Raw genomic sequence first — 20300 nt, 5'->3', positions numbered from 1 at the left:
CTATCCCCCAGACATAACAGCCTCGACCCGCGCCGCATCAACCCCCACCACCTGAACGCGTTTTCGGCGCGACGCGTCACCGGCGACGAGCGTGACTTGCCGCCGGGGCACACCGAGCTGCTTGCCCAGGAACTCGAGGAGGGCGGCGTTGGCTTCCCCATCCACGGGCGGAGCGGCGAGCTGGATTTTCAACAACCCGTCATGTTCCCCGACGACGCGGGTGCGCGAGGCGCGGGGCTGGATGAGCAGGGCCAGCTCCACGCCGTCCGGCAGGGACTTCAGCCAGGGCGCGGCCATGGGCTACTCGTTGCCGTTGGCCTTCTTCTGGGACAGGTAGGCCACGTTGTCCTCGACGCGGGCGTAGTCGCGGTCCGCGAAGGTGGGGGCCTTGAAGGTCTCCAGCAGCTTCTGGTGCGCGTCCAGCACCGAGCGCACCTGGGACTCGAACTGGGTGCGCTGGCGCTTGAGCTCGTTGATGTCTTCCACCACCTGCACCAGCCGCTGATGCGCGCCGTGGACGATCTTCTCCGCCTGGTGCTCGGCGTCCGCGATGATGATCTCCGCCTCCTTCTTGGCGGCGGACTGCAGGTCCTCGCTGATGCGCTGGGCGGTGACCATCGTCTCCTGGAGGGTGCGCTCGCGCTCCTGGTGCTGCTCGAGCTTGAGCTGCGTGCGCTTCAGCTCCTCCTTGAGCGCGATGTTCTCCTTCACCACTTCCTCGAACTCGCCGGCGATCAGCTCGAGGTAGGCCTCGACTTCGCGGCGGGAGAAACCTCGCAGCGCCGTTTCGAACCGCTTCTGCCGGATGTCGAGCGGGGTGATCTTCATGCGCGCGAGTCTAACGCAGGCCGATGACTTCTCCAGGATTCGGCCCTCGCGGGCGACGCCGCGCCCGGAAAGCGCTCCTCGCCTGCTCGCCTGGTGGGGCGGCGAGCGACGTGCTCAGCGCGATGCGGGCGGCGCGTTCCACTGCTCGGCGACGGCGCGCGCGGCGTTCTGCACCACCGAGGTGAGGCGCGAGTCGGTGGCCGCGTCCTGCACGGTGCGCCGGGCGGACGCGGTCCGCTGGAAGACGAGGCCGTTGAGGGCCTGAATCTTCAGTGCGTCCGGCATGCGGGGGTGGCGCACCACGTTGCCCAGGATTTCCTCGGCGCGGGGGTGCTGGAAGAGGGCCACCGCGCGCAGCACGGCCTGCTGGGTGCGGGGATTGGGGTCCCACAGGTGCGTGGCCAGCGAGTCCAGCGCGCGAGGGTCTCCCAGCAGGGCCAGGTCCTCCACGGCGATGGCGCGGACCTCCTCGGGCGCGGGGCGGGCGGCCCACAAGAGGGCGCGCAGCAGGGCGGTGTCGTCCGCCGAGGCCACGGGGGCGGGGGGCTCGGGCGGCGCCGGGGCGGGCCGGGACGAGGGGGGGGCGGGGCGGCTGGTGGCGGGCGCGGGCGTCCGGGCCGGAGCGGCGGCGACGAGCAGCAGTCCGGCGACGAGCAGGGGGCTCATGGGCCCCTATCTAACCCGAAAGCCGGGTGCCTGGAGCAGCCGCGCCCGTGGAGATTTTCTTGACGCGATCTCCCGACATGGGAGTTTGGCGGTGCTACAGGCGTGTTGCTGACGGGAGCAAGTGCTGATGAACACTGCGGTTTCGAGCTGGCGGACCCTGGAGAACGTGGAGGTGGAGTGCACCCACTGCGGCATCCGGATGACCCTTCAGATGGGGAACCGGGTTCGCTACTACCGGTGTTCCGGCTGCCACCGCTGGGTCAGCAGTACCTACACGGACGTGCTCCGCGCGGACGCGAAGGTGCGCACCCACCCGGTGAAGGACACCGGCGCCCAGGATGAGCGCTTCATCGAGGTGAAGGACCGGCTGGAGCGCTGGCTGTCCGCCATCGAGGACCAGGACCCGTACCAGCTCCTGGGCGTCTCGCCCCTGGACTCGGCGGAGAAGGTCCGTGCGCGCTACCACGCGCTGGCGCTGGAGCGGCACCCGGACCGGGGCGGCTCCGTGGAGAAGATGCGCGAGCTGAACGTGGCCTATGAGCGCATCCTCCGCCACCAGCAGCACAAGCGTCAGGACGCCCTGACCTCTGGCACCGTCTCCGCCTCCGCGCTGCCCGCGCGCAGCAGGTAGCCCCAGAACAATCCCCCCAGGGCCAGGCCGAGCGCCGCCTTCGCCCAGGTGGGGAACAAGTCGCCCGGCGACACGTAGCCCTCCACCACGCCGATGAGGGCGAGGAAGGGCGCGCACCCCAGCACCAGCTTCACCGCTTCCCGCCCGCGCAGGGCCAGCGCCTGTCCCCGGGGCAGCTCCCCCGGGTCGATGAGTGACTGGCCCACCATCAGCCCCGCTCCGCCCGCGATGACGATGACGGACAGCTCCACCGGGCCGTGCGCGGAGATGAAGTCCATAAGCCTCCCCAGCATCCCCTCGCGGGCGCACAGCGCGGCGATGGCGCCAATCTGCACGCCGTTGTTCACCAGGATGAACACCGTCCCCAGCCCGTAGAACAGGCCCATGGCGAAGGTGAGGATGGTGACGGTGAGGTTGTTGGTGGCGATACCCGACGACACCGAGTTGGGCGGCGCCACGGACAGGATGTCGTCCGTCCACATGCGGCCCTGGGCCACGTACTGACGGACGCCCGCGGGCACGAGCAGCTCCGCGCCCCGAGGCTCCCACAGCACGACCAGTGCGCCCAGCAGCAGGCCCAGGATGAACAGCGCGGCGCTGGCACCCACGTAGCGCAGCTCCCTGCGCAGCGTCTGGGGGAACTCGCGGCGGAAGAAGGCGCGCACCGACGCCCAGCGCTCGCGCGGGGGCTGGTAGATGGCGGCGTAGGCGCGCGCGCAGAGCTGGTTGAGGAATCGGTGCGCGTCGGTGCCCGGGTAGAACGTCTGCGCATGCGCCAGGTCCGAGGCGGCGCGGCGATACAGCGTGTCCAGCGTGCGCAGCTCCTCCAGCGTCAGGGTGCCCTCGCGTTGGCGCGTGAGCAGTGCCTCCAGGGAGTCCCAGCTTCCACGGTGGCTGGCGACAAAGGCCGGCAGGGCAACGGCCATCTCTAGCGCTCCACCTGAACGTGGGCCCGCAGGAACGCCTCGGTGGCCTCGGCCGACGCGAGCACCGTGGCCTGCTCCTCGGACGTCAGCCCGCCCAGCTTCTCCACCAGCTTTGTCCCCATCCTCCTCCGGACGTCGGCTTGCAAACCGGGCGCGCGCGTGAGGAAGGCCAGCACCAGCTCCACCTCGTCCGGCGTCAGCGCCCGCGTGGCTTTCGGACTCGGGGCGCCGGCTTCGGGCGCCCTCGTCGCGGTGTACTTGTCCAGGTCGATGCGCTCCTCGCGCACCAGCACCGTTCCGGCCAGCAGGTCACCCAGGCGTCGGTGGTGCGGCGTCAGCAGCATGCTGATGCAGCCGGCGGCATAGACACCCGGCAGGAAGTCCACCGCGCGGCACAGGTTGCGCACCGCGCTCTCGTAGAGGCCCACTGGCGAGCCATCCAGCCGCACCACGCGGATGCGCAGCGCCCGCTTGCCCGGTGTCTGCCCATGGAAGAAGACTTCGCCCAGCGTCCAGTACAGCCACTGTGTGGCGAAGATGCCCACCACGAGCAACGTCTGGCCCACGCCCGACAGCCCCTGGAAGACGCCGAGCACGTCCGACACCAGCAGCGTGAAGACGAAGTACGCCACCACCCAGAAGAAGAAGAGCAGGCTGGCGTCCACCAGCCACGCGAGGCACCGGTAGCCGATGCCGGCCACGGGCAGGGAGAGCGCCACGCGTTCCGGCGTGGCCACGGCGAGGTGCGGAGTCGAAGCGGTACTCATGTCCGCTACCCAGCATACACGCCGCCCGCCGTACCATCTCCCACCTGTTGCGACCCGGCTGTCTGGCTAATCCAGGCTCAGAGGGGTGTTGCGTGGTGGACATCCGGACCCACGACGGGGGACGGCGGGTATCGGCTGTTGGACGGAAAAGGCTGTCATGGACGTGACAGCGATGACGAACCAACGGACGCGGTGCCCGAATCCAATCCGATTCGCGCACACTTGACACTCGCGCCAGGGGCGCCTTCGCCTCTGCGCTTTCCCGGTGTTAGGGTATTCGTGGCGTTGAACCTGGAGCTGGCTCCAGCGGAGGTGGAGCCCGGAAGGACGTCGCGAGTCGTGGGTAGTTGAAAGCAGTCAGGGAGTCGGGTCTTACATCGATGGGCCGATCCCGGAGTGGTTCAGCGGACGTGCACGCACGACCTGGAAGCCTCTTCCCGCTGGCCTGAGCTGTCCGGAGGTCGGAAGCAGTCAACACTGCAGTCCAAGTTGTTTCGCCATGGCGGCTGGGGGGCCTTCGCATGGCAACTAATCAAGCAGCGATCCGTGTATCCATTCTCGAAGGACCGTGGGCGGCGTGGGAAAGCCTCGCCGACGGTCTTCGCGGCGAGGGTGTTGCCGTGACCTCGGTGACGAGGGACGTGCGACTCTTTCTCGATGGGCTGGGAACCGATCCGCCACAAGTGGCGGTGATGGATGTGGAAGGAGATAGCGAAGCGGCCGTGGGCTGCTCGGTGACCGAAGGCATCAACCTGCTGCGCGAGGCACGCAAGCGTCGGCTGGAGGTGCGCATGTTGCTCCTCTCGGCCGTGAGTGCTCCGGAGATCATCTCCCAGTGCTTCGACGAGGGTGCCTCCGGCTACCTCTTCCGGAAGGGGCTCGGCACGTCCGCCGTGTCCTCGGCCATCAACTCGCTGGTGCGAGGTGAGCGGCTCTTCCCGGTGCAGCTGTTGCGCAACGACTTCGAGCATCCGCCCGTCACGTCACCCACCGCGAGTGTCCTGCTGGCGCTCACTCAGCGCGAGCGCGAGGTCCTGGCGTATGTGGCCGGGGGCGCGGACAACTTGAAGATCGCCGCACATCTTCAAATCGCCGAGCGCACCGTCAAGTCGCACGTCACCCAGCTCTACCGAAAGCTTGGGGCCGAGAACCGCACCCAGCTGGCGTTGCGCGCCTGCCATCTGGGGGTTCGTCCGCCGCCGGACCTCTGAGACGTTGAACCCCGCCCTCGGACCCCAGTGAGTTCACCGGGGTCCGTCAGGCGGGGCGCTCGTCACTTCAGTTCTTCAGCGCCTGCTCTTCCATCTTCTTGCGCAGGCTCAGCGGACGCATGTCCGTCCACACCTGCTTGATGTGCTCGAGGCACTCGGCCTTCAGGCCCTGCTTGCCCGCGTCCTTCCAGCCCGGCGCGTTCTCCCGGTCCGCCGGCCAGATGGAATACTGCTCCTCGTGGTTGACGACGACCTTGTAGATCGTCGTGTCCTCGCGCTCGTCCGCCATGTGAGTGACTCCTGAAAGTGGCTGCATCTTGTTCACATCCCAGGAAAAGGGGTCAAGACCGCCAGGAGTAGGCGGATGCCTACCGACCCCTCTGCTGGAACACTGCTCCGACAGGCTGTCCTTCCCGCGACCATGCGTCCTGGTGCGAGAGAGAGCCACCCCCTGTCGCGAAGGTGGCCCGTCATGACTCCCGACCTTCCAGGTCGAACAGTTTCTTCAACCACCGCGTGACGTGCGGTGCGCGCAGCACGGAGACGGCGTCTCCGGGGGACTCGTGGAGCTCGAGGCCGCCCTCGGCCAGCTCGCCCCAGCCCCCGTCGAGCGCGTCCTCATCCCGCTCCGGAGCCTCCGTCGCGCGCAGCAGCAGCACGGCGCCCTCGGTGGGCTCGGGGAGGTAGCGCCGCGCGGCGCGCAGGTGGCTGGCGAAGACCTTGAAGTGCACGCGCAGCTCCTCGAGCGAGAGCGCTTCCGGCAGCAGGCCCGTCTTCGCGCCTTCGGCATGCAGGTGCGCGAGCAGCGGCTCCGCGTCCTTGCTGGTGGTGAGCGCCGAGGGCAGCGCCGGGGCGTCGATGCCCGCCTGGGCGGCGAGCAGCTTCGCGAACAGCGCCCCCTGCGCGCCGGCCGTGGTGGCCGCCGTGCTGGCATCCGGCTCCGCGGGGAGCGGCTCGATGAGCAGCAGCTCCACGGCATGGCCTTCGCGCTGGAGTTGCTGTGCCATCTCCCACGCCACCAGCGCGCCCATTCCCGGGCCCGCGAGCCGGTACGGCCCCTGGGGCGCGGAGGCACGCAGGGCTTCCACGTAGAGCGTGGCCATCGCCTCCACGGACTCGAGCGGGGCGCGGCCCTCCTCCAGCCCTCGGGCCTGGATTCCGACGACGCTCCAGCCCTCGGGGGCGTGGTTCGCGAGCTCCGCGTAGCCGTCCACCCGGCCATCCATTCCGTGGATGACGTGGAGCACGCGTCGCGCATCGGTGCCCGGGCGCAGCGTGACGAGCGGCGACCAGGTGGGCGTGGCCGGACGGGCCGTCGCCTTGGGGCGTGTGTCCTGGGCCTTCAGCGCCTCCTGGGCGCGCTCGAGCAGCAGGGCGAGCGACTCGACGGTGGGGGCCTCGAAGAGGGCGCGCAGCGGCAGCTCCACGCCCAGCACCGCGCGCACGCGGGAGACGACCTGCGTGGCCAGCAGCGAGTGCCCACCGAGCGAGAAGAAGTTGTCGGTGATGCTCACGCGAGGCGTGCGCAGCACCTCCGCGAAGGCCCCGGCCAGCAGATCCTCCAGTGGCGTGCGAGGCGCGGAGAACGGCGTGGTGCCACGCAGGCTCTCCTCGTCCGGAGGAGGCAGCGCGCCGCGCGCCACCTTGCCGGTGGGCATCAGCGGCAGCGCCTCCAGACGCACGAAGATGGACGGCACCATGTACTCGGGCAGCTTCTCGCGAAGGACCTGACGGGCCTCCTCGGTGCTCCACGGCGCGTCGGCCGGCAGCACCACGTAGCCGACGAGGCGGCGATCTCCCGCGACATCCTCGCGGACGATGGCCACCGCGTCGCGCACCTGGGGCAGCGCGCGCAGGGCCACTTCCACCTCGCCCAGCTCGATGCGGAAGCCTCGCAGCTTCACCTGGCTGTCCAGGCGGCCGAGGAACTCCAGGTTGCCATCCGCCAGCCACCGGGCCTTGTCGCCCGTGCGGTACAGCCGCGAGCCGGAAGCGCCACCCATGAAGTTCGGCGGGAACCGGTCCGACGTCAGGTCCGGACGGCCGTGGTAGCCGTGGGCCACGTTGGCGCCACCGACGTAGACCTCGCCCGCGACGCCGATGGGGCAGGGCGCGCCGTGCGGGTCCAACACGTAGAGCTGCACGTTGGTGACCGGCGAGCCCACCGGGGGCAGCGCCGGCCAGCGCTTGCGGTCCGCGGGTGCGCGCCACGCGGTGACGACGTGCGCTTCCGACGGGCCGTACTGGTTCTCCAGCGTGCACTCCGGCAGCCGGTCGAAGAACGCGAGCAGCGCGGGCGTCACCTGGAGCTGCTCGCCGGCGGTGATGATTTCACCCAGCGGTGGAAGCTCCTTCTCCGTGAGCGCCGCGTCGCACATCGCCTGGAGGGCGACGAAGGGCAGGAACAGCCGCTCCACGCGGTGCTCGCGCATGTAGCGCAGCATGGCGGGCGGGTCCTGGCGCAGCGAGCCGTTGATGAGCAGCACCTTGCCACCCAGGAACCAGGTGCCGAACAGCTCCTGGAACGACACGTCGAAGTTGAGCGACGCGAACTGGAGCGTCGTCGCGTCCGGCTTCACCGCGCGCTTCATCAGCCACCACAGCATGTTGCCCACCGCGCGGTGGGACATGACGATGCCCTTGGGCCGGCCCGTGCTGCCGGAGGTGTAGACGAAGTAGCAGTTCGTCTCCGGCGACATGTCCACGTCGGGCGAGTGCGTCGGCCGCGAGGCGACGGACGTCTCCTCCTCGAGTCGGAGCACTCGCGCCGTCAATCCCGGAGGCAGCGCGGAGACGAGCGCCGAGTGCGCGAGGACGACGGGCGCGCCGGTGTCCTCCAGCATCAGGGCCAGTCGGTCCGCCGGGTAGCTCGGGTCCAACGGGAGGAAGGCGGCGCCCGCCTTGAGCGTGGCCAGCACCGCGACGGGCATGTCCAGGCTCGCGCGCTCCAGGCACAGGCCCACCGTGCCATTGACGGGCACGCCGAGCGCGATGAGGTGATGGGCGAGCTGGTTGGCCCGCGCGTCGAGCTGCGCGTAGGTGAGTGAGCGGGTGCCATCCGTCACGGCCACGCGGTCCGGTGTGCGCGACACCTGGGCCTCCACCCAGCGGTGCATCAGGCCCGGCACGTAGGTCGGGTCCACCGCGGCGTTGAAGCCCTCGACGACCTGCTGACGCTCGGTGTCCGAGAGCAGGGGCAGCCGGCCCAGCGTCAGGTCCGGCTGGGAGACGGCGCCTTCGAGCAGGTGCTGGAGCGCCCCCACCATCCGCTCCGCCGTCTCTCGCGTGAAGAGGTCGGAGGCGTACTCCAGGTAGCCGGCGAAGCCCTGCGGCGACTCGAACACGGAGAGCGTCAGGTCGAACTTGGCCGTGCCGCTGGTGGCCTCCATCGCCGACATGCGGAGGCCCGCGGAGTCGTAGGTCTCCTTGTTGACGTTCTGGAGGACGAACAGCACCTGGAACAGCGGCGTGCGGTTGAGGCTGCGCTCGGGCTGGAGCTCCTCGACCAGCTTCTCGAACGGAACGTCCTGGTGCGCGTACGCATCCAGCGTCGCCTCACGTACGCGGCCGAGCAGCTCGCGGAACGTCTGGTGCTCGGACAGCTGCGTGCGCAGCACGAGCGTGTTGGCGAAGAAGCCGATGAGCTTCTCGAGGTCGGAGTGGCGCCGGCCGGCGATGGGAGAGCCGATGCTGATGTCGTCCTGACCGGAGTAGCGCCACAGCAGGGTCTGGAAGGCGGCGAGCAGCACCATGAACGTCGTGGCGCCCTCGCGGCGCGCCAGGGTCTGCACCGCATCCTGGAGGCCGCGCGGCATGGTGACGCCCACCATGTCACCCTTGAAGCTGCTGACCGCCGGACGGGCGAAGTCCGTGGGCAGCTCCAGCGCCGGGGGCGCGTTCAGCAGATGTTTGCGCCACCAGGCCACCTGCCTGTCGAGCACGTCGCCCTTCAGCCAACTGCGCTGCCAAGTGGAGTAGTCCGCATACTGGAGCGGCAGGTCCGGCAGCGTGAGCGGCAGTCCCCGGGCGAAGGACGTGTACGCGGAGGCCAGCTCGTTGATGAGCAGACCCATGGACCAACCATCCGAGACGATGTGGTGCATGGACATCAGCAGCACGTGGTCCTCGGCGCCGAGCTTCAGCAGCCGGACGCGCAGGAGCGAGCGGTCCGTCAGGTTGAACGGACGCTGCGTCTCCTCGGTGACCGCGCGACGCGCCTCGGCCTCGCGGGCCTCGGGCTCCAGCGCACTCAGGTCCAGCACGATCAGCGCGGCGGGCTCGTGCGGATGGATGACCTGGATGGGCTGACCGTTGTTGCTCAGGATGGACGTGCGCAGGGACTCGTGCCGACGGAGCAACTCGTTGACGGCCCGGCTCATCGCGTCCACGTTCAGCGCGCCCTCCAGCCGCACGGTGGCGGGGATGTTGTAGAAGGCGCTGTTCGGCTCGAGCTGGTCGAGGAACCACAGGCGCTGCTGGGCGAACGACGCCGGCAGATCGCCCGTGCGCGCCACGGGGACCAGCGGCGGAATCTCCAGACCCTGGCCCTGCTGCACCGCGAGGTCCACGCGCTGCGCCAGTGCCGCCAGGTCGGGCGTGTCGAACAAGTCCCTCAGCGGCAGCTCCACCTTGAACACCGCGCGCATGCGACTGATGGCCTGGGTCGCCATCAGCGAGTGCCCGCCCAGCTCGAAGAAGTTGTCGTGGATGCCCACGCGCTCCACTTCGAGCACCGCGCACCAGATGGTGCCCAGCCGCGCCTCCGTGGGTGTGCGAGGCCCCACGAAGTCGGGCCGCCCGCTGACGTTGCTCATGTCCGGCGCGGGCAGGGCCTTGCGGTCCACCTTGCCGTTCGAGGTCAACGGCAGCGCGTCCAGCACCATCACCACCGTGGGCACCATGTACTCGGGCAGCGCGTCCTTCAGCGCCGAGCGCAGCGTCGCTCCGTCGGTGGGCACACCCTCGCGCGCCACGGCGTAGGCGATGAGGCGCTTGCCACCAGGTCCATCCTCGCGAGCCACCACCACGGCCTCGCGCACCGCCGGGTGCCGGGCCAGCGCGGCCTCGACTTCACCCAGCTCGATGCGGAAGCCACGCACCTTCACCTGCGCGTCCACGCGGCCGACGAACTCCAGCGTGCCGTCGTCGCGCCAGCGCACCACGTCGCCGGTGCGGTACAGCCGAGCGCCGGGCACCTCGGAGTACGCATCCGGGATGAAGCGCTCGGCGGTGAGCGCGGGCCTGCCCGCGTAGCCTCGGGCCACGCCGACTCCGCCCAGGTACAGCTCACCCTTGACGCCCACCGGCACCGGCTCGCCGCGTGCGTCGAGCACGTAGACGCGCACGTTGGCCAGGGGCCTGCCGATGGAGGGCACGTGGCTGTCATCCGCGACGACCTGTCCGAGCGTGGCCACGACGGTGGCCTCCGTGGGGCCGTAGGTGTTGAGGAACCGGCGACCCGGGGCCCACCGTGCGACGACGTCCGAGGGCAGGGCCTCGCCGCCGGAGATGACCGTCCGCAGCGCGGGCAGCGCGTCGGCGGGCGTGGCGGCCAGCGCCGCGGGCGTGAGGCTGATGACAGTGAGCGCCTGCTCTCGCAGCAGGGCGTGCAGCGGCGCGCCCGGCATCACCTTCTCCAGCGGCGCGAGCACCAGCGTGGCGCCCGAGGTCAGCGTGGTGAAGATCTCCTCCACGGACAGGTCGAAGGAGAGGTTGGCGAACTGGAGCACGCGCTCGCCCGGACCGATGCCGTAGGCCGTGGCCTCGTGCGTGACGAGGTTGGCCACGCTCCGGTGCTCCACCGCCGTGCCCTTGGGCTGGCCCGTGCTGCCGGAGGTGTAGAGCACGTACGCGAGGTTGCCGGGAGTGACGCCGGTGACGGGCGCCTCGGTGCTCTCGCGCGCCAGGACCTCGTGCGCGGTGTCCAGGCACAGGGCACGGGCGCGGTGCGGCTCGGGGAAGCGGTCCACGAGCGGGGACTGTGTCAGCAGCAGCGCGGCACCGCTGTCGTCGAGCAGGAAGGACAGGCGCTCGCGCGGCAGCAGCGGATCCACGGGCACCCAGGCGCCGCCCGCCTTGAGGATGCCGAGCAGGCCCACCACGACATCCAGCGAGCGCTCCACGCCGAGCGCGACGCGGACCTCGGGGCCGACGCCGTGACGGCGCAGCACATGGGCGAGCTGGTTGGCCCGCTCGTTCAACTGGGCATAGGTGAGCTGGGTGCCCTCGAAGGAGGCCGCCAGCGCGTTGGGAGCGCGGTGGACCTGGGCCTCGAAGAGCACGTGTACGCAGGCCTCGGGGAAGTCCGCGCGCGTGTCGTTCCACGTCACGAGCTGCCGCAGACGCTCCTCGCCGGAGAGCAGGGTGAGCGAGGAGAGGCGACGCTCGGGGGCGGAGACGAGCAGCTCCACGAGCGCCCGGAAGTGCCGGATCATCCGCTCGATGGTGGACGCGTCGTAGAGGTCCGCCTGGTAGTTGAATTCGCCCGTGAAGCCCGCGGCGTTTCGTCCCATGGAAAGCGTGATGTCGAACTTGGCGACATGGTCCTCGTCGGGGCCCGGACGCAGCGTCAGGCCCGGCAGTGAGGCCGTCGCGTCCGGTGTGTTCTGGAGGATGAACATCACGCGGAACAGCGGCGACTGCTGGAGGTCACGCAGGGGCTGGAGCTGCTCGAAGGGCAGGTGCTGGTGTGCGTAGGCGCCGAGCGCCGTCTCGCGCACGCGGCCCAGCAGCTCGCGCACCGTCGGGTCTCCATCCAGGCGCGTGCGGAGGACCAGCGTGTTGAGGAAGTAGCCGACCAGGCCCTCCAGCTCCGCGCGGTTGCGTCCCGCCACCGGCGAGCCCACGGAGATGTCGTCCTGACCGGAGTAGCGCGACAGGACGAGCTGGAACGCCGCCAGGAAGAACATGAAGGGGGTGATGCCTTCACGGTGGCAGAAGGTCTCGATGGCCACCGCCAGCTCGGGAGGCACCACGAGGGGCAACAGGCCGCCGCGAGGCCGCGACAGGTGCGCGCGCGGCCGGTCGGTGGGCAGCTCCAGATCCTGGGGAGCTCCATCGAGCTGTCGCTGCCACCAGGTGAGCTGACGGTCCAGCTCAGCGCCGTCCAGCCAGCGGCGCTGCCACGCGGCGAAGTCCGCGTATTGGAGTGGCAGCTCGGGGAGGTTCGGCACGCGGCCGGCCTGGAAGTCACCGTACAGGAGCGCCATCTCACGGACGACGACGCTGATGGACCAGCCGTCGGAGACGATGTGGTGGACGTTGAGCAGCAGCAGGTGCTCCTGGTCCTCCAGTACCAGCACGGCGGCGCGCAGCAGCGGCCCGGTGCTCAGGTCGAACGAATACATCGAGTGTTCGCCCGCGTGACGTCGGGCCTCGAGGTCTCGCTGCTCGGCGGAGAGGTGGCGCAGGTCGATGACGGGCAGCTCGAACGGCGAGGGGGCGTGGATGACCTGCACGGGGCCCTCCGACTCCGTGTGGAACGTGGTGCGCAGGGCCTCGTGACGGTGCACGACGGCTTCCAGCGTCCGACGCAGCACTTCCACGTCCAGCACACCGGAGAGCACCAGCGCCGTCGGGATGTTGAACGCGGGGCTGCCCGGCTCGAGCTGGTCCAGGAACCACACGCGCTGCTGCGAGAACGACAGGGGCAGCTTGCCATCGCGCGGCGCGCGCTCGATGGGCGGCGCCGTCGTCGTCGCGCCGGTGCGCAGGGCGGTGTCGACCCGCTGGGCCAGCGCGGCGACGGTGGGGGCCTCGAAGAGGTCTCTCACCGGCAGCTCCACCGCGAAGGCGGAGCGGATGCGCGACGTCACCTGGGTGGCGAGCAGCGAGTGGCCGCCCATCTCGAAGAAGTTGTCCGTGACGCTGACGCGAGCCAGCTTCAGCACCGTCGCGAACAGCTCCGCCAGCTTCTCCTCCACGGGCGTGCGAGGCGCGGTGAACGCCGTGTCGCCGCGCAGGCTCTCCACGTCGGGCGAGGGCAGCGCTTTGCGGTCCACCTTGCCGTTGGGCGTGAAGGGGAGCGCGGCGAGCACGGCGATGGCGGAAGGCACCATGTGCTCGGGCAGGCGTCGCTTGAGCGACTCGCGCAGGGCCGCGACGTCGATGGTGTCGCTGGAGTCGGCGACGACGTAGGCGATGAGGCGCTTGTCGCCAGCGGCTTCGGTACGGACGGTGGCGACGGCCTGGTGGACGGAGGGGTGGAGGAGGAGAGCGGCCTCGACTTCACCGAGCTCGATGCGGAAGCCGCGCAGCTTCACCTGGTCGTCGATACGGCCGAGGAATTCGAGGGTGCCGTCGGGAAGCCAGCGAGCCTTGTCACCGGAGAGGTAGAGGCGAGCGCCGGGAGTGGGGCTGAAGGGGTTGGGGACGAAGCGCTCGGCGGTGAGGGCGGGCTGAGAGAGGTAGCCACGAGCGAGGCCGACGCTGTCGACGCAGAGCTGGCCGGGGACACCGACGGGCAGTGGGCGCAGAGAGGAGTCGAGGACGTAGACGCGGACGTTGTCCCAGGGCTTGCCGATGGAAGGAGTCTGGCCGGGGAGGAGAGGAGCGGAGATGGAGGCGCAGACGGTGACTTCGGTGGGGCCGTAGGCGTTGAGGAGACGGAGGCGAGAGCCCCAGCGCTGGACGAGCTCGGGAGGGCAGGCCTCACCGGCGGAGATGAGGGTTTGGAGAGAGGGGAGGTCCTCGGGGCTCATCTGCGCGAGGACGGAGGGAGTGAGGGTGACAGCGGAGATGGACTCGTCGCGGAGCAAGTCGCGCAAGGGGGCGCCCGGGAGGAGGCGCTCGCGAGGAGCGAGGACGAGGGTGGAGCCGGCGAGGAGTGCGCCGAAGATTTCCGCGACGGAGGCGTCGAAGCCGAAGGCGGCGTACTGGAGGACGCGAGAGGAGGGAGAGAAGCCGTGGGCACGGCCAGCGGTGAGCGCGGTGTTGGCGAGGCCGCGGTGCTGGAGAAGGGTGCCCTTGGGAGTGCCGGTGGAGCCGGAGGTGTAGATGACGTAGGCGAGGTTGTCGGCGCTGGTGCTGGAGGCCGGAGGGGATTCGGGCTGCGCGGAGATGAGGCTCGCGTCGGAATCCAGGCGGACGATGCTCGGGACTTTCAGGCCCAGCGACTCGACGAGCGACGCCGTGGTGACGAGCACGGGGGCTGCGCAGTCGCGGAGCATGAAGGAGAGGCGCTCGACGGGGTACGAAGCATCGAGAGGGACCCAGGCGCCGCCAGCCTTGAGGATGGCGAGGATGGAGACGACGAGGTCGAGAGAGCGCTCGACGCAGAGAGCGACGGGGACTTCGGCCGTGACGCCGAGGCCACGCAGGTGGTGCGCGAGGCGATTGGCGCGAGAGTCGAGCTGAGCGTAGGTGAGGGAGGTGCCCTCGAAGCGAAGCGCGGTGGCGTCAGGAGTGCGAGCGGCCTGGGCCTCGAAGATGGCGTGCGCGGTGGAGTCGCGCGGGAAGTCTCGTGCCGTGTCGTTCCACTCGACGAGGAGCTGGTGCTGCTCGGCCTCGGAGAGAAGAGAGAGGGAGGAGAGAGGAGCCTCCGGCTGGGCCGCGGCCTTCTCGAGAAGGGCACCGAGGTGGATGAGCAGCCTGTCGACGGTTTGAGCCGTGAAGAGGTCGGTGCGGTACTCGATGCTGCACCCCAGGCCCTGGGCCGTTTCCTGGAGGGCGAGGGTGAGGTCGAGGCGCGAGGTGCCGGTGTTGGAGGGCTGGACGTGGAAGGTGAGGCCCGGGAGCTTCAGCTCGGCCTCGGGCTGATTCTGGAGCACCACCGCGACCTGGAAGAGGGGCGCGTGAGCGAGGCTGCGCTCGGGGTTGACGGCCTTGACCAGCTCTTCGAACGGAAGGTCCTGGTGCGCGTAGGCGCCCAGCGTGTCCTTCCTCACGCGTCCGAGCAGCTCGCGGAAGGAGGGATTGCCACCTAACCGCGCGCGCAGGGCGAGCTGGTTGATGAAGAAGCCGATGAGGCCCTCGGTCTCCGCCTGGTTCCGGTTGGCGATACCGGTGCCGATGACGAAGTCCTCCTGGCCAGAGTAGCGGGACAGGACGGCCTGGAGGCCCGCCACCAGGGCCATGAACAGCGTGGAACCCTCACGACGGCACAGCGCGTGGAGTGAGTCGACGAGCTGACGCGGCATCACGCGCGAGACACTCGCGCCTCGGAAGCCCTGCACGGCGGGGCGCGGGAAGTCCGTGGGCAGCTCCAGCAGCGGAGGCACCCCCGCGAGGAGCTCCTTCCACCAGGAGAGCTGGGTTTCGAGCGCCTCGCCCTGGAGCCAGGACTGCTGCCATGCGGCGTAGTCGGCGTACTGGATGGGCAGCTCCGGCAGCGGCGAAGGCTGACCCGAGGAGAAGGCCGCGTAGAGCGCCGCCGTCTCGCGCACGAGCACATCCATGGACCAACCGTCCGAGATGATGTGGTGCATCGTCAGCAGCAGCACGTGCCGCTGTTCACCCAGCCGAAGCAGGGTGACGCGCAGCAGGGGGCCGTGCGTGAGATTGAAGGGACGACGAGCCTCTTCATCGACACGGAGCTGGAGCTCGGCATCGTCGAGTCCGGACAGCTCCACCACGGGCACCGACACAGGCATCGGCGCCTGCACGAGCTGCTCGGGGCCCGCGCGGAACGTCGTGCGCAGCACCTCATGGCGCCGGACGACTTCCGTGAAGGCTCGCTCCAGCGCGTCTGTGTCCACCACGCCTTCGAGCCGCAGCGCGATGGGCATGTTGTACGACGGGCTGCCCGGCTCCAACTGGTCCAGGAACCACAGTCGCTGCTGCGCGAAGGACGGCACGAAGGCCCGGGGCGCTTCGCCATCACGCGGAAGGGCGGTGAGAGGCGGCCTCTGGAGCTTCGCGCCCGCGCTCAGGGCGGCGTCGATGCGCGTGGCCAGCGTGTGGACCGTCGGCGCCTCGAACAGCTCGCGCAGGGGCAACTCGACCTGGAACGCGGACCGCACGCGTGAGACGAGCTGCGTGGCGAGCAGCGAGTGTCCGCCCAGCTCGAAGAAGCTGACGGTGGTGCTGACATTCGGCACTCCGAGCACCTGGGCGAACAGCCCCGCGAGCAGCTCCTCGGTGGGCGTACCCGGCGTGGCCTGGGACGCGTCCTCGGTAAGCCACGACTGCTCGGGCACGGGCAGCGCCTTGCGGTCCACCTTGCCGTTCGCGGTGAGGGGCAGCGCGTCCATCATCCGCAGCGCGGACGGAACCATGTACTCGGGCAGGCGCTGGGCGATGAACGCTCGCAGCGCGGGGGCCTCCAGCGAGGACGCACCCACGACGTAACCCACCAGTCGCTTGTCTCCGGGCCGGTCCTCGCGAGCGAGCACCACGGCTTCACGTACTTCGGGATGCGCGAGCAGGGCGGACTCGATTTCGGCCAGCTCGATGCGGTAGCCGCGCACCTTCACCTGGGCGTCGGCGCGACCGAGGAACTCCAACACGCCGTCATGGCGCCAGCGGGCCTGGTCGCCCGTGCGGTAGAGCCGGGCGCCGGGCACGGAGGAGAACGCATCCGGGACGAACCGCTCGGCCGTCATCGCCGGCTGGCCGACGTAGCCGCGTGCCACGCCCTCGCCTCCGATGAACAGCTCACCCGTGACACCCACGGGCACCACCTGCCCATGCGCATCCAGCACGTACACCTGCGTGTCACCAATCGGGCCGCCAATGGGCGCGGTGGCTCCGTGGATGAGGCCATTCACCGTCCAGGACGTGGCGTCAACCGCCGTCTCGGTGGGGCCGTAGCAGTTGGCCAGACGGGTCTCCGGCCACTGCGCGCGGATGCGTCGCGCGAGCTCCGCCGGCAGTGCTTCACCACCGGACACCAGCACTCGCAGGCCCGTGGCGCGCTCGAGCCGCTCGGCCTCCACGAACAGGCTGAGCTGCGAGGGGACGAGCTGGAGCACCGTCACCTGCCGATGCGCGAGCACCGTCAGCAGTGCGTCCATGTCCAGGTCCGCCGCCGCCGGAGGCAGCACCAGCCGCGCACCGCTGACCAGCGTGGAGATCAGCTCCGGCACCACGGCGTCGAAGCCGGGGGCCGTCTTCTGCAGCACGCGGTCGCTGGGCCCCAGGCCCAGATTCGAGCTGAACCAGGCCGTGTGTCGGGCCAGGGCGCGGTGCGGCACCAGTACGCCCTTGGGGCGTCCCGTCGAGCCGGACGTGAAGAGGATGTACGCCGCGCTTTCCGAAGGCAGGACAGGGGCGCGGAAGGTGCTGCTCGCCACCGGTTCGGACGCCAGCACGTCTTCGAGCACCAGGACGCCAGCCGTCCCCGCTGGCAGCGCCTCACGCAGCGCGCGCTGGGTCAGCACGACCGTGGGCGCGGTGTCGTCCAGCATCATCGCCAGTCGCTCGGACGGCGAGGAAGGATCGAGCGGGACCCAGACGCCACCCGCGGCGAGAATGCCGAGGACTCCGGCGACCAGCTCGGGTGAGCGACGCGCGAACAGACCGACGCGCACTTCGGGCTCGATGCCGCGCTGACGCAGCACTTCCGCCAGCGCGAGCGCCTGCCGCTCCAGCTCGCGATACGTGAGCTGCCCGTCGTTCCACTCCAGGGCGACAGTCTCGGGGGCCAGGGCGGCGCGCGACTGGAACCACGCGAACACGGAGGTGTCGCGCGGGAAGTCCGAGCGCGTGTCGTTCCACTCCACCACCAGCCGGTGCCGCTCCTCGGTGGAGAGCACGGGCAGCTCGGCGAGCGTGAGGTCCGGGTGGTTCATCGCCGCTTCGAGCAGGCGTGTGAAGTGCCCCGTCATGGCCTGGATGGTCTCCAGGTCGAAGAGGTCCGTGTTGTATTCGAACCCGCCCGTGAGCCCGTCCTGCGTCTCTTGGAGGACGAGGGACAGGGCGTACTTCGCGATGCCCGGGTCCACGTCCGCGGAAGTGAGGGTGAGCTCCGACAGGGTCAGCGAGGGGGCAGGCATGTTCTGCAGCGCGAACATCACCTGGAACAGCGGCGAGTGACTCAGGCTGCGCGCGGGCTGCAACTCCTCCACCAACTGCTCGAACGGGACATCCTGGTTCGTGAGCGCGCCGAGCGCCGTCTCTCGGGCCTGCTCGACGAGTTCGCGGAACGTCATGTCACCGGACATCCGCCCACGGAGGACGAGCGTGTTGATGAACACGCCGATGAGGCCCTCGGTCTCCGGACGATTGCGCCCGGCCACCGGTGAGCCCACGAGCACGTCGTCCTGACCCGTGGCGCGGTACAGCAGCGCCTCGAACGCGGCGAGCAGCACCATGAACGGCGTGGCGCCCATGTGCTGGCTGAAGGTCGTCACGGCGGAGGAGACCGCCGGGGACAGTCGCACGGGGTAGGTCGAGCCGGCCTGGGTCTGCATCGCCGGAACGGGACGGTCTGTCGGCAGCGTGAGCACGTGGTTCGCGCCCGCGAGCTGGGTCCTCCAGTACGTGAGCTGTCGCTCCAGCTCACCGGCCTCCAGCCACTGGTGCTGCCAGGCGGCGTGGTCGGCGTACTGCACGCGCAGCTCCGGCAGGGACGCGGGACGTCCCTCGCGGGCGGCGATGTACAGCTCCCCGGCCTCGCGCACGAGCACGCCCGTGGACCAGCCGTCGGAGATGATGTGGTGCATCGTCAGCAGGAGCACGTGCAGGCGCTCATCCATGCGGAGCAGCGTTACGCGCAGCAGGGGGCCTCGGGCCAGGTCGAAGGGCCGCTGCGCCTCCTGGAGCGACAACCTCTTCGCTTCGTCCTCGCGTTGCGCGGAGGGGTGCTCGGACAGGTCCACGAGCGCGAACTTCAGATCCGCCGTCTCGGCGATGGCCTGCACCGGGCTGCCGTGGGCGTTCGCGGGGAACGTGGTGCGCAGTGACTCATGGCGCCGCACCAGCGCGCCGAAGGCCTGCTCCAGGGCCGCGACATCGACCGGGCCATCCAAGCGGATGGCGGCGGGCAGGTTGTAGAGGGCGGTGCCCGGCTCAAGCTGATCCAGGAACCACAGCCGCCGCTGCGCGAAGGACAGCGGGAGTTCACCCGTGCGAGACACCGGCACCAGCTCTGGCGCCCGTGACGCACCCGCCCCCGCATGCGCGACCGCTTCGAGCCGTGCGGCCAGCTTCGCCACCGTGGGGGCCTCGAACAGCTCCCTCAGTGGCACTTCCATGCCGAAGGTGGCCTGGATGCGAGACATCGACTGCGTGGCGAGCAGGGAGTGGCCGCCCAGTTCGAAGAAGTCGTCGTGGATACCCACGCGCTCGATGTGCAGCAGCTCGGCCCAGAGTGCGGCGAGCTGGGTTTCGACGTGGGTCCGGGGCGCGACGTATTCGCGGACCGGCGCGGAGAGGGACGCGTCGGGCGAGGGCAGCGCGTTGCGGTCCACCTTGCCGTTGGGAGTGAGGGGGAGCGCGGCGAGCACGGCGATGGTGGAAGGCACCATGTGCTCGGGCAGGCGTCGCTTGAGCGACTCGCGCAGGGCCGCGACGTCGATGGTGTCACTTGAGTCGGCGACGACGTAGGCGACGAGGCGCTTATCGCCGGCGGCTTCGGTACGGACGACGGCGACGGCCTGATGGACGGAGGGGTGGAGGAGGAGCGCGGTTTCGACTTCACCGAGTTCGATGCGGAAGCCGCGCAGCTTCACCTGGTCGTCGATGCGGCCGAGGAATTCGAGAGTGCCGTCGGGAAGCCAGCGAGCCTTGTCACCGGTGAGGTAGAGGCGCGCGCCGGGGGAGGGGCTGAAGGGATTGGGGACGAAGCGCTCGGCGGTGAGGGCGGGCTGGGAGAGGTAGCCACGAGCGAGGCCGACGCTGTCGACGCAGAGCTGGCCGGGGACACCGACAGGGAGGGGGCGCAGCGAGGAGTCGAGGACGTAGACGCGGACGTTGTCCCAGGGCTTGCCGATGGAAGGAGTCTGGCCGGGGAGGAGAGGTGCGGAGATGGAGGCGCAGACGGTGACTTCGGTGGGGCCGTAGGCGTTGAGGAGACGGAGGCGAGAGCCCCAGCGCTGGACGAGCTCGGGAGGGCAAGCCTCACCGGCGGAGATGAGGGTTTGGAGAGAGGGGAGGTCCTCGGGGTGCATCTGCGCGAGGACGGAGGGAGTGAGGGTGACAGCGGAGATGGACTCGTCGCGGAGCAAGTCGCGCAGAGGAGCGCCGGGGAGGAGGCGCTCGCGAGGAGCGAGGACGAGGGTGGAGCCGGCGAGGAGTGCGCCGAAGATTTCCGCGACGGAGGCGTCGAAGCCGAAGGCGGCGTACTGGAGGACGCGAGAGGAGGGAGAGAAGCCGTGGGCACGGCCAGCGGTGA

9 protein-coding genes are annotated in these 20300 nt (G+C 70.0%); 2 read left to right on the top strand and 7 right to left on the bottom strand.

The genetic code is table 11. The features are described from left to right. The 3 genes from HUA75_RS17250 to HUA75_RS17240 form a co-directional block, all read right to left on the bottom strand. Positions 1 to 297, bottom strand: coding sequence for a DUF167 domain-containing protein (locus HUA75_RS17250; RefSeq protein ID WP_141648454.1), 297 nt, complete (start codon positions 295 to 297; stop codon positions 1 to 3). Between the two features lie 3 nt (positions 298 to 300). After that, the gene (locus HUA75_RS17245) at positions 301 to 828 is read right to left on the bottom strand and encodes a DivIVA domain-containing protein (protein ID WP_141648455.1); all 528 of its coding nucleotides are present in this window, start codon (positions 826 to 828) and stop codon (positions 301 to 303) included. 114 nt (positions 829 to 942) lie between these two features. Continuing rightward, positions 943 to 1494, bottom strand: a complete 552-nt coding sequence (locus HUA75_RS17240) for a HEAT repeat domain-containing protein (protein WP_174487058.1) — start codon at positions 1492 to 1494, stop codon at positions 943 to 945. A 127-nt stretch (positions 1495 to 1621) separates the two neighbouring features. On the opposite strand from HUA75_RS17240, the gene HUA75_RS17235 reads away from it, so the two are divergent. Further along, positions 1622 to 2125: a J domain-containing protein gene (locus HUA75_RS17235; RefSeq protein ID WP_141648537.1), complete on the top strand. Its 504-nt coding sequence runs from the start codon at positions 1622 to 1624 to the stop codon at positions 2123 to 2125. Here HUA75_RS17235 and HUA75_RS17230 read toward each other — a convergent pair. Together HUA75_RS17230 and HUA75_RS17225 are read right to left on the bottom strand one after the other, a co-directional pair. Continuing rightward, positions 2065 to 3051 carry a stage II sporulation protein M gene (locus HUA75_RS17230; RefSeq protein WP_141648538.1) on the bottom strand — a complete coding sequence of 329 codons (987 nt, stop codon included), beginning with the start codon at positions 3049 to 3051 and terminating at the stop codon, positions 2065 to 2067. The two genes, HUA75_RS17235 and HUA75_RS17230, sit on opposite strands and share 61 nt — an antisense overlap. A 2-nt stretch (positions 3052 to 3053) precedes the next feature. Next, the gene (locus tag HUA75_RS17225; protein ID WP_174487057.1) at positions 3054 to 3818 is read right to left on the bottom strand and encodes an RDD family protein; all 765 of its coding nucleotides are present in this window, start codon (positions 3816 to 3818) and stop codon (positions 3054 to 3056) included. 521 nt (positions 3819 to 4339) lie between these two features. Here HUA75_RS17225 and fruA point away from each other — a divergent pair. Continuing rightward, positions 4340 to 5029 (top strand): response regulator transcription factor FruA, encoded by a 690-nt coding sequence (gene fruA / locus HUA75_RS17220; protein ID WP_141648540.1) that lies wholly within the window; start codon positions 4340 to 4342, stop codon positions 5027 to 5029. Between the two features lie 67 nt (positions 5030 to 5096). Here fruA and HUA75_RS17215 read toward each other — a convergent pair whose 3' ends face one another. Both HUA75_RS17215 and HUA75_RS17210 read right to left on the bottom strand, forming a co-directional pair. Continuing rightward, complete coding sequence (locus HUA75_RS17215) at positions 5097 to 5318, bottom strand: MbtH family protein (RefSeq protein WP_141648541.1); 222 nt, start codon at positions 5316 to 5318, stop codon at positions 5097 to 5099. Between the two features lie 181 nt (positions 5319 to 5499). Further along, positions 5500 to 20300 (bottom strand): non-ribosomal peptide synthase/polyketide synthase (locus HUA75_RS17210; protein ID WP_174487056.1); only part of this gene is annotated, 14801 nt, incomplete at its 5' end.

It is taken from the genome of Myxococcus sp. CA040A, assembly GCF_013336725.1.
Lineage (GTDB): Bacteria > Myxococcota > Myxococcia > Myxococcales > Myxococcaceae > Myxococcus > Myxococcus llanfairpwllgwyngyllgogerychwyrndrobwllllantysiliogogogochensis.
This window is presented reverse-complemented; position numbering and strand designations above follow the sequence as displayed.